The sequence below is a fragment of the Williamsia sp. DF01-3 genome, assembly GCF_023051145.1.
Taxonomy (GTDB): Bacteria; Actinomycetota; Actinomycetes; order Mycobacteriales; family Mycobacteriaceae; genus Williamsia.
The window spans coordinates 12,764-26,949 of sequence record NZ_JALKFS010000005.1 but is presented as its reverse complement, the minus strand read 5'-3'; the positions used below and the strand labels follow the sequence as shown (position 1 = coordinate 26,949).

Annotated in this window: 13 protein-coding genes and 1 pseudogene; 10 read left to right on the top strand and 4 right to left on the bottom strand. The window is 65.1% G+C overall.

What is annotated here, in order from left to right; translation table 11 throughout:
• Positions 1-11 precede the first annotated feature (11 nt).
• The 9 genes and pseudogenes from MVA47_RS01890 to MVA47_RS01850 all read left to right on the top strand — a co-directional run bounded on the left by MVA47_RS01890 (position 12) and on the right by MVA47_RS01850 (position 9,717).
• The gene (locus MVA47_RS01890; RefSeq protein ID WP_247206430.1) at positions 12-1,205 is read left to right on the top strand and encodes an NADH:flavin oxidoreductase; all 1,194 of its coding nucleotides are present in this window, start codon (positions 12-14) and stop codon (positions 1,203-1,205) included.
• Between the two features lie 83 nt (positions 1,206-1,288).
• Positions 1,289-2,915, top strand: a pseudogene (locus MVA47_RS01885) (AMP-binding protein).
• Positions 2,916-2,967: 52 nt separating this feature from the next.
• A complete protein-coding gene (locus tag MVA47_RS01880; protein ID WP_247206429.1) occupies positions 2,968-4,134 on the top strand; it encodes an acyl-CoA dehydrogenase family protein in 1,167 nt (388 codons plus the stop codon).
• On the top strand, positions 4,131-5,066 hold the full coding sequence (locus MVA47_RS01875; protein WP_247206428.1) for a bifunctional MaoC family dehydratase N-terminal/OB-fold nucleic acid binding domain-containing protein: 936 nt from the start codon (positions 4,131-4,133) through the stop codon (positions 5,064-5,066). Before MVA47_RS01880 ends, MVA47_RS01875 begins: the two co-directional genes overlap by 4 nt.
• Positions 5,066-6,169, top strand: coding sequence for an acyl-CoA dehydrogenase family protein (locus tag MVA47_RS01870; protein WP_247206427.1), 1,104 nt, complete (start codon positions 5,066-5,068; stop codon positions 6,167-6,169). The genes MVA47_RS01875 and MVA47_RS01870 overlap by 1 nt, the downstream gene beginning before the upstream one ends.
• An 8-nt stretch (positions 6,170-6,177) precedes the next feature.
• Positions 6,178-6,570, top strand: a complete 393-nt coding sequence (locus tag MVA47_RS01865) for a MaoC family dehydratase (protein WP_247210531.1) — start codon at positions 6,178-6,180, stop codon at positions 6,568-6,570.
• The gene (locus MVA47_RS01860; RefSeq protein WP_247206426.1) at positions 6,570-7,745 is read left to right on the top strand and encodes a lipid-transfer protein; all 1,176 of its coding nucleotides are present in this window, start codon (positions 6,570-6,572) and stop codon (positions 7,743-7,745) included. The genes MVA47_RS01865 and MVA47_RS01860 overlap by 1 nt, the downstream gene beginning before the upstream one ends.
• Positions 7,745-8,581, top strand: coding sequence for a MaoC/PaaZ C-terminal domain-containing protein (locus MVA47_RS01855; protein WP_247206425.1), 837 nt, complete (start codon positions 7,745-7,747; stop codon positions 8,579-8,581). Before MVA47_RS01860 ends, MVA47_RS01855 begins: the two co-directional genes overlap by 1 nt.
• 80 nt (positions 8,582-8,661) lie before the next feature.
• The gene (locus tag MVA47_RS01850) at positions 8,662-9,717 is read left to right on the top strand and encodes a ferredoxin--NADP reductase (protein ID WP_247206424.1); all 1,056 of its coding nucleotides are present in this window, start codon (positions 8,662-8,664) and stop codon (positions 9,715-9,717) included.
• A gap of 12 nt (positions 9,718-9,729) precedes the next feature.
• Here MVA47_RS01850 and MVA47_RS01845 read toward each other — a convergent pair whose 3' ends face one another.
• Genes MVA47_RS01845 through MVA47_RS01830 form a run of 4 tightly spaced genes read right to left on the bottom strand, consistent with a single transcriptional unit; the run spans position 9,730 to position 13,055 of the window.
• Complete coding sequence (locus MVA47_RS01845; protein WP_247206423.1) at positions 9,730-10,569, bottom strand: mycofactocin-coupled SDR family oxidoreductase; 840 nt, start codon at positions 10,567-10,569, stop codon at positions 9,730-9,732.
• Positions 10,570-10,615: 46 nt separating this feature from the next.
• Positions 10,616-11,359 carry an SDR family NAD(P)-dependent oxidoreductase gene (locus MVA47_RS01840; protein ID WP_247206422.1) on the bottom strand — a complete coding sequence of 248 codons (744 nt, stop codon included), beginning with the start codon at positions 11,357-11,359 and terminating at the stop codon, positions 10,616-10,618.
• Positions 11,360-11,361: 2 nt separating this feature from the next.
• Positions 11,362-12,237 carry a TIGR03619 family F420-dependent LLM class oxidoreductase gene (locus tag MVA47_RS01835; RefSeq protein WP_247206421.1) on the bottom strand — a complete coding sequence of 292 codons (876 nt, stop codon included), beginning with the start codon at positions 12,235-12,237 and terminating at the stop codon, positions 11,362-11,364.
• A 5-nt stretch (positions 12,238-12,242) separates the two neighbouring features.
• On the bottom strand, positions 12,243-13,055 hold the full coding sequence (locus tag MVA47_RS01830; RefSeq protein ID WP_247210530.1) for an SDR family oxidoreductase: 813 nt from the start codon (positions 13,053-13,055) through the stop codon (positions 12,243-12,245).
• A 232-nt stretch (positions 13,056-13,287) separates the two neighbouring features.
• On the opposite strand from MVA47_RS01830, the gene MVA47_RS01825 reads away from it, so the two are divergent.
• Positions 13,288-14,049 carry an SDR family NAD(P)-dependent oxidoreductase gene (locus MVA47_RS01825; protein ID WP_247206420.1) on the top strand — a complete coding sequence of 254 codons (762 nt, stop codon included), beginning with the start codon at positions 13,288-13,290 and terminating at the stop codon, positions 14,047-14,049.
• The last annotated feature ends 137 nt before the right edge of the window (positions 14,050-14,186 follow it).

Here is a 14,186-nt window from a genome sequence, read left to right as displayed (position 1 = left end):
GGAATATCATCATGACCACAGAACTCGGGTTTCCCCCGGTGCACGCCGACCCGCTTGCACCGGCAAAATTGGGGCCGATCTCCCTACGTAACCGGGTCATCAAGGCCGCCACCTTTGAGGGTCTGACCCCTAAAGGGCTCGTCTCCGACGAACTGATCGAATTCCATCGCCGACCGGCCGCTGGTGGCGTCGGGATGACAACCGTTGCTTACTGCGCGGTGTCGTACGAGGGCCGGACCTCGCCGGCCCAGATCTACTGGCGTGACGAGGCCATGCCAGGTCTGCGCAGGCTCACCGACGCCATTCACGACGAGGGAGCGGCGGTGTCGGCGCAGATCGGTCATGCCGGCCCGGTGGCAGGCTCGAAATACCTTGGTACGCCGGCTCTGGGCCCCTCCCGGGCCTTCCGGATGACCACACAGAACTTCTCCAAGCCGGCCTCCACGGCGGACATCGCACGGATCGTGGAGGCGCACGCCGATGCCGCACGCCGCGCCATCGAGACCGGTTTCGACGCCGTCGAGCTCCACTTCGGTCACAACTACCTGGTCAGCTCATTCCTGAGCCCACGGGTGAACAAGCGCAAAGACGACTATGGCGGGTCCCTGAAGAACCGGGCGCGTTTTGCCCGTGAGGTCGCTCGCGCGGTGCGCGACGCCGTCGGGGACAGGATCGCGATCCTGGCCAAGCTGAACATGGACGACGGTGTGCCCGGGGGATTCTGGGTCGATGAAGCCATCCAGGTTGCGCAGTGGCTCGAGCAGGACGGATCCCTGGACGCGCTCGAACTCACCGCGGGCAGTTCACTGCTCAACCCGATGTATCTGTTCAAGGGTGACGCGCCTCTGCGTGACTTCGCCGCAGTGATGCCGCAGCCGACCAAACTGGGAATCCAGCTGGTGGGCAAACACTTTCTGAAGGAGTACCCGTACAAGGACGCGTATCTCCTCGACGACGCCCGCCAGATCCGCGAAGCGGTCAAGATGCCCCTGGTCCTGCTCGGTGGGATCACCGGCCGCGAAACCATGGACCTCGCGATGAGGGAGGGGTTCCAGTTCGTGGCCGTCGCCAGGGCGCTGCTCCGTGAGCCCGACCTCGTGAACCGCATTTCCGCTGACACCCACTCGCCAGGCCTGTGTAATCACAACAACAAATGCATGACGGCGATCTACGGCGGCACACACTGTGTGCTGCGTCCACGATGAGGACTGATGTCTTGAACCCGACCACCACCGACGCCGGCACGACAGCAGCCTCATCGACAACCCACCACCCCGACGTCGCCCGGATGCTCATGGAGCGGGTAGGCGACCAGCACCTCGGATTGCGTACCCGCGCCCGGGACTGGACATGGGATGAGGTGGTGCGGGAGAGCGCGGCACGCGGCGCGCTGGCACAGTCGCTGCGACGGCCCGGTCCCTTCCACATCGGGGTCCTGCTGGAGAACACTCCCGAGTTCGTGTTCTGGCTGGGCGCAGCGGCCTTGACCGGGGCCACGATCGTCGGCATCAACCCGACCCGCCGGGGTAGAGAACTCGAGGCCGAGGTCCGCTACGTCGACTGCCAGCTGATCGTCACAGACCACAAAGGACGAGAGAAGCTGGCCGGCCTGGACCTGGGCCTCACCGACGACAGATTTGTCATGGTCGACGCCGATTCGTACATCAACACGGTGTCCGAGCACGCCACCGAACCCTCTGTGGCAGACGACGTCGACGCCACCACGCTGTTTCTGCTGCTGTTCACCTCCGGCACCACCGGGATGTCAAGCCGTGCGGTGCAGTCAGGGTCGGATCACTCGGCTGGCCTACTCGAACTGCGCGAAGTACGACATCGACAGGGACGACGTCTGCTATTGCTGCATGCCGCTGTTCCACGGCAACGCGTTGATGGGTCTGTGGGCACCGGCCCTGTCTCAGGGCGCCACGGTGGCGCTGGTGCCGAAGTTCACGGCCTCGGGGTTCATGTCGGACGTTCGTTATTACGGGGCAACGTATTTCACGTACGTGGGCAAGGCGCTCGGTTACCTGATGTCCACCGAGGAATCGCCCGATGACCACGTGAACACGTTGACCCACGGGTTCGGGACGGAGGCGTCCCCCGGTGACAAGGCCGAGTTCGTCCGCCGCTTCGGGGCGAAGCTGTACGAGGCGTACGGCTCGAGCGAGGGCGCAGGCTCGGTGAAGCTCGATCCCGATGCGCCCGCCGGAGCACTGGGCCGGCCGGCCAACGACAATGTTGTCATCGTAGACCCGGAGACACTCCAGGAGTGTCCGCGCGCAGTGCTGGACGAGCACGGCCATGTCGTCAACCCCGACGTGGCCATCGGGGAGATGATCGACAAGGCCGGTGCCGCGCGATTCGAGGGTTACTACAAGAACGAATCGGCGGTCGCCGAGCGAATTCGCCACGGCTGGTACTGGACCGGTGATCTCGGGTATGTCGACGAAGCCGGCTTTCTCTACTTTGCCGGTCGCAAGGGTGATTGGATCCGGGTCGACGGGGAGAACACCTCTGCCCTGATGATCGAGCACATCCTGCGTCGCCACCCGAAGGTGATCGCCACCGGTGTGTTCGCAGTCCCGGACCCCCGGTCCGGTGACCAGGTGATGGCTGCCGTCGAAGTGGCCGACCTGTCCGACTTCGATCCCGACGAGTTCGCCGAATACCTCTCGGCGCAAGCCGATCTCGGAACCAAGGCGGCACCCCGGTTCGTCCGGATCTCGACCGATCTCCCGGTCACCGGATCGAACAAGGTGCTCAAGCGTGCACTGCAGTCCGAGGGCTGGCGGTGTGAGGAGCCGGTGTTCCACTGGGTGGGTCGAGGAACGCCGCGGTACACGCTGATGACCGACGCCGATCGCCGAGCGCTCGAGCAGGACTTCCGCGACCACGGTCGCGCTCGCTTCCTCTGATTCCACGCCCGACTCGACTCTGTGCCCCTGAACTTCTCGAGGAGAACCAACGATGGATCTGACCGAATCGCCTGAGCAGCAGCAGCTCAGGAAGGAGCTGCGAGCCTACTTTTCCACGCTGCTCCCCGAAGACGAGCGCCGCGCTGCCGGAGAACAGGGCGTGGGCGGTCCGAGATTCCGGGAGATCGTCAAGATGCTCGGAGAGGACGGCTGGCTGGGCATCGGCTGGCCGACGGAGTTCGGAGGCCAGGGTCGGTCGATCGAGGATCAGTTCGTCTTCTTCGATGAGGTGCAGCGCGCGGGATTGCCTTTTCCTTTTGTCACCGTCAACACCGTGGGGCCGACGCTACAGAAGTACGGGACCGAGGAGCAGAAGGCACGTTACCTGCCCGGAATCCTCTCGGGAGACATCGTTTTCGCGATCGGATACACCGAACCCGACGCGGGCACCGACCTCGCGTCCCTCAAGACCCGGGCAGTGCGCGACGGCGATGAGTGGGTGGTGGACGGCAACAAGATCTTCACCTCCGGTGCCAACACCGCCGACTACGTGTGGCTCGCTTGTCGCACCGACCCCGAAGCGCCCAAGCACAAGGGTATTTCGATCCTCATCATTCCCACCGACGACCCCGGTTTCTCGTGGTCACCGATCCCGACGGTCGGGGGACTGATGGTCACCTCGACCTACTACAGCGGAATCCGGGTCGGTGTGGACGCGCTGGTGGGGGATCTCAACGGCGGCTGGCGCTTGATCACGGCCCAGCTTAACCACGAGCGGATCGGACTGGCAGCGCTCGGTGGACGGACGGAAGGACTGTGGACGCAGGTGATCGACTGGGCGCGGGAGTCTGGTGCCATCGAGATTCCATGGGTACAGCAAGAATTCGCGCGTACCCACGCCAAACTGGTGGCGATGCGGCTGATGAACTGGAAGATGACGGCTGCGGTGGCGACCGACACGCTCTCTGGTGCTGACGCAGGAGCGGCCAAGGTGTTCGGCACCGAAACCCACGTCGACGTGTACCGCACGCTGCTGGGCATCCTCGGCGCTGCGGGGAGAATCCGCCCCGACAATCCGGGTGCCATCCTGGCAGGGCAGATCGAGCAGATCTCCCGGCAGGGAGTGGTCAACACGTTCGGCGGAGGTGTGAACGAGGTGCTCCGCGACATGGTCGCCACCATTGGCCTGGGCACCGCGAAACTCGGACGGGACAAATGATCGAGACCCGAGTGCTCGACGAGTTCGTCGGGCGGGAACTGGTCCCGACTGCGTGGGCACAGGACCCGGTGAACGTCCCCATGATTCGGCACTGGGTAGAGGCGATGGGAGACACCAACCCGATCTACCTCGATGACGCCGCCGCCCGCGACACCGGTCGTGCCGGGATCATCGCCCCGCCCAGCATGATCCAGGCGTGGACGATGCGGGGTTACGCGGCGACCGTCTCCGGTGGCTCGGTGTCGGATACTGCCACCCAGCTGCTCGGCGTCCTCGCAGATGCGGGCTTCACCTCCGTGGTGGCAACAGATTCCGAGCAGGAGTTCTTCACCGAACTCCGACCTGGTACCCGGATCAATGTCACCGAGGTGATCGAGTCGATCTCCCCGGAGAAGAAGACCGGGCTGGGCGTCGGACATTTCGTGACCACGCTCAAGACCTACCGCGACGACGACGGCGAGGTTGTTGCCACGCAGCGGTGGCGAACATTGCGGTTCCGGCCCGCGGAGAAACCGAAACCACGACCGCCACGGCCTCGACCGGCGCTCAACCAGGACAACGCCTTCTGGTTCCAAGCCGCCAAGGAGCACCGCCTGGTGATCCAGCGATGTTCGAATTGTCTCACCCTGCGTCACCCGACCGGGCCCATGTGCGGGCAGTGCCGGTCGCTGGAGTGGGACACCATCGATGCGTCCGGCAAGGGCACCGTCTACAGCTTCGTGGTCAACCACCACCCGAAGATCGAAGCCTTCGACTACCCGCTCATCGTCGCGGTGATCGAACTGGAAGAGGGCACCCGGCTGATCGCCAACATGGTCGGAGTGGCCCCGGACGAAGTGACCATCGACATGCCGGTGGAGCTGGAGTGGATCGACGCCGATCCGGACCTGACGCTTCCAGGTTTCCGGCCGTCTGTACCCGAGGAGAACTGATGGACTTCACCTTCAACGAAGAGCAAACCGCGATCGGCGACCTGGCTGCGAACATCTTCTCGCAGAGGTCAGGCATCGACCGCGTCAAGGCTGTCGAGGCCTCCGACGAGCGAATCGACCGCGACCTCTGGCGAGAGCTGGCACAGGCAGGACTCGTGGGAATCGCCCTGCCCGACGAATTCGGTGGTGGTGCCATGGGTTTCAGTGAACTCTGCGTGGTGCTCGAACAGCAGGGACGATACGTGGCACCGGTTCCGCTCTGGGAAACGGCGCTCGCCGCTGCGGCCATCGCGCAATTCGGTACTGCGGAGCAGAAACGGATGTTCGTGGCCCCGGCCGCCGCCGGCGAAATCTTCCTCACCGTCGGCATCGAGGAGTTCGGACCCCACGATCCGACCGAGCCGACGATGAGTGCCCGCGAAGGCGCGGCCGGGTCGTGGACGTTGCACGGCGCGAAAGCGGTTGTGCCGTCAGCGCACGTCGCCGCCGGCGTTGTGGTCTCGGCCGTGACCCCGGCAGGAACGGGTCTCTTCCTTGTCGACCCGGCCGATCCCGCGGTACACGTGCAGAACAACGAGACGACCACCCGCGCGATCGCGGCCAACTTGACTTTCGACGCCGCGAAGGCGCAGCTGCTGGCAAGAGGCGATGCGGTCAATTGGCTCGTCGATCGGGTCGAGGTCGCGCTGGCCGCACTGCAAGTCGGAGTGGGTGCCGGGGCGGTCGAGCAGGCGGTGACCTATCTGAACGGCCGCGAACAGTTCGGTCGTCCGCTGGCGACGTTCCAGGCGGTGAGCCACCAGTTGGCGGACTGCTACATCGATCTCGAGGCCATGCGTGTCACGTTGTGGCAGGCGGCCTGGATGCTGACGAACGGAGCTGCTCCGGGTACCGCCGTGCTGGTCGCCAAGTGGTGGGCGACCGACGCCGGTCAACGTGTGGTGCACCGAACCCAGCACGTCCACGGCGGAATCGGGGTCGACACCGATTACCCGGTGCATCGGCACCTTCTGTGGGGCAAACAGATCGCGGCGTCACTGGGTGGGTCGAGTGCCGACCTCGCGCGGCTCGGAGCGCAGCTTGCGCTGGGCGTGGCCTCGTGATCACCGATATGGCCGTGGGTCACGAACTGCCCGAACTCGTTGTCCCGATCACTCGCACGTTGATCGTGGCGACGGCCATCGCCAGTCGCGACTACCAGGATGTCCACCATGATCCGGCGCTGGCAGTCGAGCGTGGATCCCCAGACGTCTTCATGAACATCCTCACCACCAATGGTCTTGTCGGCCGGTACATCACAGACTGGGCGGGTCCCGGTGCATCACTGCGTAAGGTCGCGATCCGACTCGGTGCGCCCAACTACCCCGGCGACACCATGACCCTTACCGGGAAGGTGATCGCGAACGAGGACGGTGTGGCGTCGGTCCACGTGCGCGGTGTCAACAGCATCGGCGCGCATGTCACCGGCACTGTGACGGTCACCGTCAGCAAAGGAGGCAGTTGATGCCCAGTCCACTGTCCGGGTCGGCGGCCATCGTCGGGATCGGCGCCACTGAGTTCTCCAAGAACTCGGGCCGTAGCGAACTGCAGCTCGCGTGTGAGGCGATCGTGGCCGCTCTGGCCGACGCAGGCATCGACCCATCTGAAGTCGACGGCCTGTCGACGTACACCGCCGAGACAAACGGTGAGGTGCTCGTGGCCCGCAACTGCGGGCTGGGGGAGCTGAAATTCTTCTCCCGCATCGGGTATGGCGGGGGAGCCGCATGTGCCACCGTGCAGCAGGCTGCGATGGCGGTGACAGCAGGCGTCGCAGACGTGGTGGTCTGTTACCGCGCTTTCAACGAGCGATCAGGAGTCCGATATGGGCTGGGCCAACACGATCGCCCCATGGACAGCACTGCAGATCGCGCCGCCTACGCGTGGATGACGCCGCAGGGACTGTCGACGCCGGCGCAGTGGGTCGCGATGTTCGCTCGGCGGTACATGCATGAGCACGGCGCCACCAGTGAGGATTTCGGGCGGGTTGCGGTGGTGGCCCGCAAGCACGCCGCGAACAACCCCGAGGCATGGTTCTACGGCCGGCCCATCACCCTCGACGACCATCAGAACTCGCGCTGGATCGCCGAACCCCTACATCTGCTGGATTGCTGTCAGGAAACCGATGGGGGCCAGGCACTCGTCGTCGTCTCGGCCGAGCGGGCCGCGACCCTCGACAACACGCCGGCGATCATCAAAGGCGCGGCACAGGGCAGCGGCAGGGACCAACACATGATGACCAGCTACTACCGTCCCGACATCACCGGCATTCCGGAGATGGGTCTTGTGGGCCGCCAGCTCTACGCCCAGAGTGGGCTGGGGCCCGAAGACATCGACGCTGCGATCCTGTACGACCACTTCACGCCGCTTGTGCTACCTCAGCTCGAAGAGCTCGGATTCTGCGCCCGGGGCGAAGCGAAGGACTTCATCGCCGACGGCAACCTGGAGGTCGGCGGACTGTTGCCCTCCAACACTCACGGCGGACAGATCGGAGAGGCGTATCTGCACGGCGTCAACGGGATAGCGGAAGCGGTCCGTCTGATCCGGGGCACCTCGACCAATCAGCCCGACGCGGCCGAGAACATCATCGTCACCGCCGGCACCGCGGTTCCGACCAGTGGTCTCGTTCTCGGGGTGGCGTAGTGAGGAGCTGGGAGAACGCGGGCCGGTGGCGAGGAGTCGATCTCGGCACACGCACCGTGTCCTACGACGAACGCGATGCGATCATCTACGCGTTGGCCGTGGGCGCCAAAGCAACCGAGCTGGACCTGGTGTTCGAGGACCGGCTGAGGGTATTGCCGACGTTCGCGCTGACACTCGCGCAGTGGGCCCCGGACGAGCTCGGGTCGCGGGGTGCGTTCGATACCCGCACGGCACTGCACGGGTCACAACAGCTGACGGTACTGGCACCTTTGCCACGCAGCGGCGAGGTGACGCTGTCGGCGTCGGTCGGCAATGTGTGGGACAAGGGCGCGGCAGCGGTCTTCGAGGTCGAGGTGCGCAGTGAGTACTTCATCGCGACATGGTCGTTGTTCGCACCGGGCGCAGGAGGTTTCGGTGGCGAGCGAGGACCGGCGAGACCGGTTGATGCGCAGAGTGATCCGTCATTCGAATCCGTGTTGCACACGCGTGAGAATCAAGCGGCACTCTATCGACTCACCGGCGACCGGCACCACATCCACATCGACCCCGACGCGTCGGAGCGGATCGGTCAGCCGCGGCCGATCATGCACGGACTGTGCACCCTGGCCGCCGGAGCGCTGGAATGCGCCCGTCTGACCGGCGCACATCCGGCAGACCTGGTGAGTCTCGACGGCCGATTCGCAGCGGCACTCCATCCCGGTGAGTCCCCGGTGTTACGGGCCTGGGGCGATGCCTCGGATCTCACGTTCGAACTCGTCAAAGACGGCAGGCCGGCGATCTCGGGAGGCAGGGTGTCGTTTGCCACCACGGCAGGGGTTTCGATCTCGTCCCGTTGAGCGGGAGCGGCGGCGCACCGAAGCGCCCGTTCATCTAGTTTCGGCGAGTCGTGTCCACGCAGGGAGAGGTAACACCGGCGATGACAAATGCTGTAGCTCAGCGTAATTCGCGGTCAGTGATGGTGACCGTTGCGGCCGTGGTCGAGGAGACGGCTGACGCGCGATCGCTGGTGTTCGACGTGCCCGTCGACCGCAGCGACGACTTCAGATACAAGCCAGGGCAGTTCCTCACCCTGCGAATCCCCAGCGACCGGACGGGGTCGGTTGCCCGGTGCTATTCACTGGCCAGTTCGCCGCTGACCGACGACCGACCGAAGGTCACCGTCAAGCGCACCGACGGTGGATACGGTTCGCACTGGCTGTGCGACAACGTCAATGTCGGTGATGTCCTCGAAGTGCTGCCCCCGTCCGGCGTCTTCACCCCGGCGAATCTGGACGACGACTTGCTGCTGTTCGCCGCGGGCAGTGGGGTGACGCCGGTGATCTCCATTCTCAAGACCGCGCTGAGCGGAGGTGCCGGAAAAGTTGTTCTGGTCTACGCCAATCGCGACGAGAACGCGATCATCTTCCGACAAGAACTACGAGATCTCGCAACCCGGTTCGCCGACAGGCTGTTGGTGCTGCACTGGCTGGAGAGTGTGCAGGGCCGGCCGACCGTCGACCAGCTTGTGCCCCTCTGTTCGGCATTCGGGAACCACCGGGTGTTCATGTGTGGTCCCAAACCGTTCATGGACATGGTGCACAAGGCAACCGCGCGATCGGGCATCGCCCGGGGCCGGGTGCACGCCGAGGTCTTCACGTCATTGTCCGGCGATCCCTTTGCCGAGATCGAGGTGCCGCAGCCGTCCGAGGGTGACCACAGCGATGCGCCGACGGTCTCGGTGAGTCTCGACGGTGAAGCGCACGAGCTGAGCTGGCCGCGGTCGGCCACGCTGGTCGACGTTCTGCTGTCCAAGGGACTGGATGTGCCGTACTCGTGCCGCGAAGGCGAATGTGGTTCCTGTGCATGCACTCTTGTCGACGGCGAGGTCGAAATGGGTGAAACGTCGATCCTCGATGATGAGGACATCGCGGACGGCTACATCCTGGCTTGTCAGGCCCGGCCGCTCAGTGAGCACCTCACCATCGAGTTCTGACGCAGCTCCTCGTCAACCGGTGACGCGTGCGGCATTCCCGGCGTCGACCGGAATGACCGTACCGCTGATGTGCGCACTGGCCTTGTCGGTGAGGAACAGCACCACCCGGGTGATCTCGTCGGCATCGAGCCACGGCACCGGCTGGGCGTGCAGTGATGCGAAGACGGGTTCGACGTCCTTGTCGGTCGGATGGTCCAGGTCGGGTCGCATCATCGCGTACAGGGCGTCGTTGTGAATCATCGGAGTCGAGATGTTGCCCGGGGCAATTGCATTCACCGTGATGCCATGCGACGCGAGATCGAGGGCAGCGCTCTTCGTCAGGCCGATGACGCCCCACTTGGACGCGGCGTAGCCGACCATGCTGACGTTCCCCGCTCGGCCGAGCATGGAGGAGATCGTCACGATTCGACCGTAGCCGCGCTTGATCATCCCCGGCGACACGGCGCCGACGGTGTTGAAGACGCCGGTGAGGTTGGACGAGATGACTTCTGACCACTGCTGCTCGGTCATCGACTGGACGGGCGCGGCGACCGAGACGCCGGCGTTGGCCACCGCGATGTCGATCCGTCCCAGCTCTGCTTCGGCCCGGCCGACCAGAGCGTCCATCGCCGGGCGATCGGCTGTGTCGGCTTTGACCGCGATGCACTGTCGCCCGGTGGCTTTCACAAGACGCACGGTCTCGTCGAGGTCGGCTTCGGTGGCCAGCGGGTACGCGACGGAAGCGCTGTCCTCACAGCGGTCACAGATGACGACGTCTGCGCCGCGTTCGGCGAAGGCGATGGCGTGGCTACGGCCCTGGCCGCGGGCGCCGCCGGTGATCAGGGCGACCTGCCCGTCGAAACGCTCTGTCATGTGCTGACTCCTTGTTGTTCGAAAGCTGACGCAGTGGTTTCCGGGCCTACCGCAGTTTGATGATGCCGCCGTCTGCCATCAGAGTCTGCCCGGTCATGTACTTGGAATCCTCGGAAGCAAGAAAGACGACGATGGGTGCGATATCGGTCTCAGGGTCCCCGATACGTCCGAGGGGCACCTTGGCAGCCGATTCGGCGGCCCGCTCGGGGAACGCCTTCTGCCATGCCATGACACCCTCGGTGGCCGCAAACGGGCAGATCACGTTCACTCGGATACCGTCGGCCGCCCACTCGTTGGCGGCGACCCGGCTCACGCCCCGAATGGCTTCTTTGGCTGCGGCATAGGACGTCTGGGTCGGCATTCCTTCCAGACCCGACCCGGAAGCGAAGTTGATCACCGAACCCGAGGCAGCCCTCAGCTGTTCGTAGCAGGCTTGCATGAGGTGCACCATCGGATAGAACCCGGTGTTGAAGGACAACTCGAACATCTCAGCGGTGTGGTCGACCAGCGACGCCTGGCGCGACGCATGGGCGTTGTTGACCAAGATGTCGACCGAACCGAAGTGCGACACGGCGGTGTCGCGAATGGTCACCGCAGCTTGTGGTTTCGAGATGTCCACATTCAGGAAGCGTGCTGACGGGCCGAGGTCGCGTTCCAATTCGTGGCCGCGCTTGTCGTCGATGTCGGCAAACACGACGTTAGCGCCCTGCTCGACGAACACGCGGGTGATGGCACTGCCGATCCCGCCCGCGCCGCCCGTGACAATCGCCGTCTTTCCCTGCAGTTTCATGGTCAGTCCTCCGAAGTGAAGTCGATGTCGAGCGCGATGCAGGCCTCCTGCAACGCCTCGAGCTGGTCGCAGTAGTGGGACACGCCGGTGGCCGAGATACTGACGCTCACGATGGTGGCCCCCATCTCCCTGCGCCGCTCCAGCGATCTGAGGGCACCCGACCGGTTGCCGAGTGGGTCGATGTGACTCGCGGGGAGGACCACCGTGAAGTCGTGGGGCAGTTCGGCGGCGTCGAGGAGCCGCTCGAGGTCCAGCAGCGGCAGGCCGAACGGAACCCATCCGTCTCCGAGCGTGACGGCACGGCGCAGAGAACGGGGAGTGCGTCCGCCGATCCACATCGGAACGCGCGGCTGTACTGCGTGGGGCTCGACGACAACGTTGCCGAAGTCGTAATGAGGGCCGTGGTAGACGGGGTCGGGACGAGAGAGCGAAGCACGCAGCGCGGCGAGGGCGTCGTCGGCGATGCGACCCCGGCCGGCGAATTCTGCACCGAGTGTGTCGAACTCTTCTCTCAGGCTGCCCACGCCGAGTCCCAGCACGAGGCGGCCGCCGCTGACCAGATCGAGGGTGCCGTACCGCTTGGCGATCTCGAGGGGATGGTGATAGCCGAGGACCAGCACCTGGGTGGCGAGTTTGATCCGAGACGTGTGCGCCGCAACGAAACCGAAGGTGGCGAGCGGGTCCCAGTAGGTACCTCCGCGTTCGGCGGCGACGTCGATGGGGACAGCGACATGCTCGCTGCACGTGAGGTGGTGGTAGCCGAGTCGATCGGCCGTCTGGGCGATACGGATCAGCTCTGCGGGCCCGGCGTCACGCTCCCATGCGGATGCGGCGGCCGGGTGCTGGACGACGATGGGTGATGTGATCCCGATACGCATGGCGGTCAGCGCACACCTTCCCGTGCCACCGAGCGCTGGCTGACACCGCTGTGGGTGGCGACATACCGAGCGGGGTACTCACCACCGCCGTGGACGGCGAGGTCTGCACCGTTGACATATGACGCCGATCGGCTCGCGAGGAACAGGCAGGCGTTGGCGATGTCGTCTGGGACGGCCATCCGGCCCATCGGGAGCGTGTTGATGACGGCTGCCCCGCCGTCGTCGCCGTATACCGAGGCCGCGCTCTCGGTGCGAATGAGACCCGTGGTGATGTGATTGATGCGTACGGCAGGCGCCCATTCCAGAGCCAGGGCTCTGGTGAGGACGAGCAGGCCGGCCTTGGCGGCGCTGTATGCGGCAGTGCCCGGCTGGGGGTCGTGGGCCGAGACACTGCCGATGTTGATGATGGAACCGCCCTCGGGATTGGTTTGCATCACCGAGTTCGCGGCTTGGGCGGCGTAAAAGGGCGCGAGGAGATTGAGTGCGAGTATCTTCTCGACAAATCGCGGCGAGACGGTGGCGGCATCGGCATCGGGGGAACCGCCGGCATTGTTCACCAGAACGTCGAGCCCGCCGTGTGCCGCGACGGTGTCGTCGATCAAGCCGGCTGCGTCCGAGGGATCCCGGACATCGGTGGCGCGGAACGATGCCGTTCGGCCGGAGTGGTGCGGCAGCGTGGCGGGGGTGTGCCGACCACAGACCATCACGTCGGCACCGGCCTCTAGGAACGCCGTTGCCACGACGAATCCGATGCCTTTGGTGCCGCCCGTCACGACAACACTTCTGCCTGAGAAGTCCCAGTCGGTACGCGGATCCATCAGCATCCCTTCCCAGTCGGTGCGCTGTCCGGCGCCTGCCACGGACGCTAGATGCTGCGGTGGCCGTGGTTGGTCGCAGTCCCGCCCAGCGGGATCTGAGCAGGGTCTCGGTGAACGGGAGTGCAGGACTCCCGGCCGAGCTCGGCCATTACCGTCCTGGCCCGTGAGATCCCGCGCCCCTGCCCGCGCAGCACGTGAACAGATCTGACAGAACCTTGAAAGGAAGTGCAGCATGGGAACACTCGACGGCAAGGTGGCGCTGATAACCGGAGCAGGTCAGGGGATCGGACAGGGCATCGCACTCGCCTTGGCCAAGGAGGGCGCGGCGATTGCCGTGGCCGGCCGGACGGCGTCCAAGCTGCTCGACACCTGTGCGATGCTGACCGATCTGGGCGCGCGTGCTGAACCGATCGTCTGCGACGTGAGCGATCGCGAGGACATCGCGCGCGCGGTCGATGGCACGGTGGCCGCTCTCGGGTCGGTCGACATCCTGGTGAACAACGCCAACGACTGCAAGCCGGGCCCGATCCTGTCGATCGTCGACGAGGACTACGAACGGTCGTTTGCCACCGGGCCGCTCGCGACCCTACGGATGATGCAGCTATGCCATCCCCACATGAAGGCACGTGGCGGCGGCGTCATCATCAATCTCGTGACCTCAGCGGCAGTGCGCTGGGACGCAAGCAATTACGGCGCCTACGGGTCGATCAAAGAAGGCATGCGGTCGCTCACGCGGGCGGCAGCGTGCGAGTGGGGTGGTGACGGAATCAGAGTCCTGTCGGTCGCCCCGCACGCCGCCTCGCCCGCCCTCGACCGGTGGATGGAGAAGAATCCCGAAGAAGCAGCTGCGTTTGTGGCGGGTATCCCGCTCGGCCGTGTAGGTGACCCCGAGAGCGACATCGGCCGGGCCATCGTCTTCCTGGTGGGGCCAGATGCCGGGTATCTCACCGGAGCGACCATTCCACTCGACGGTGGTCAATCACGTTGGGGATGAACCACATCGGCCAGCGATGATGACAGGGCTCGTCATCTGCAGCAGAGTGCCGACAGTATCCGCCGACAACCGCAGCTCGGTGACCTCTGTCCAAGGTGAAGAAGTGAACCACCGCCCGGTGCCCTGACCGTCACTGA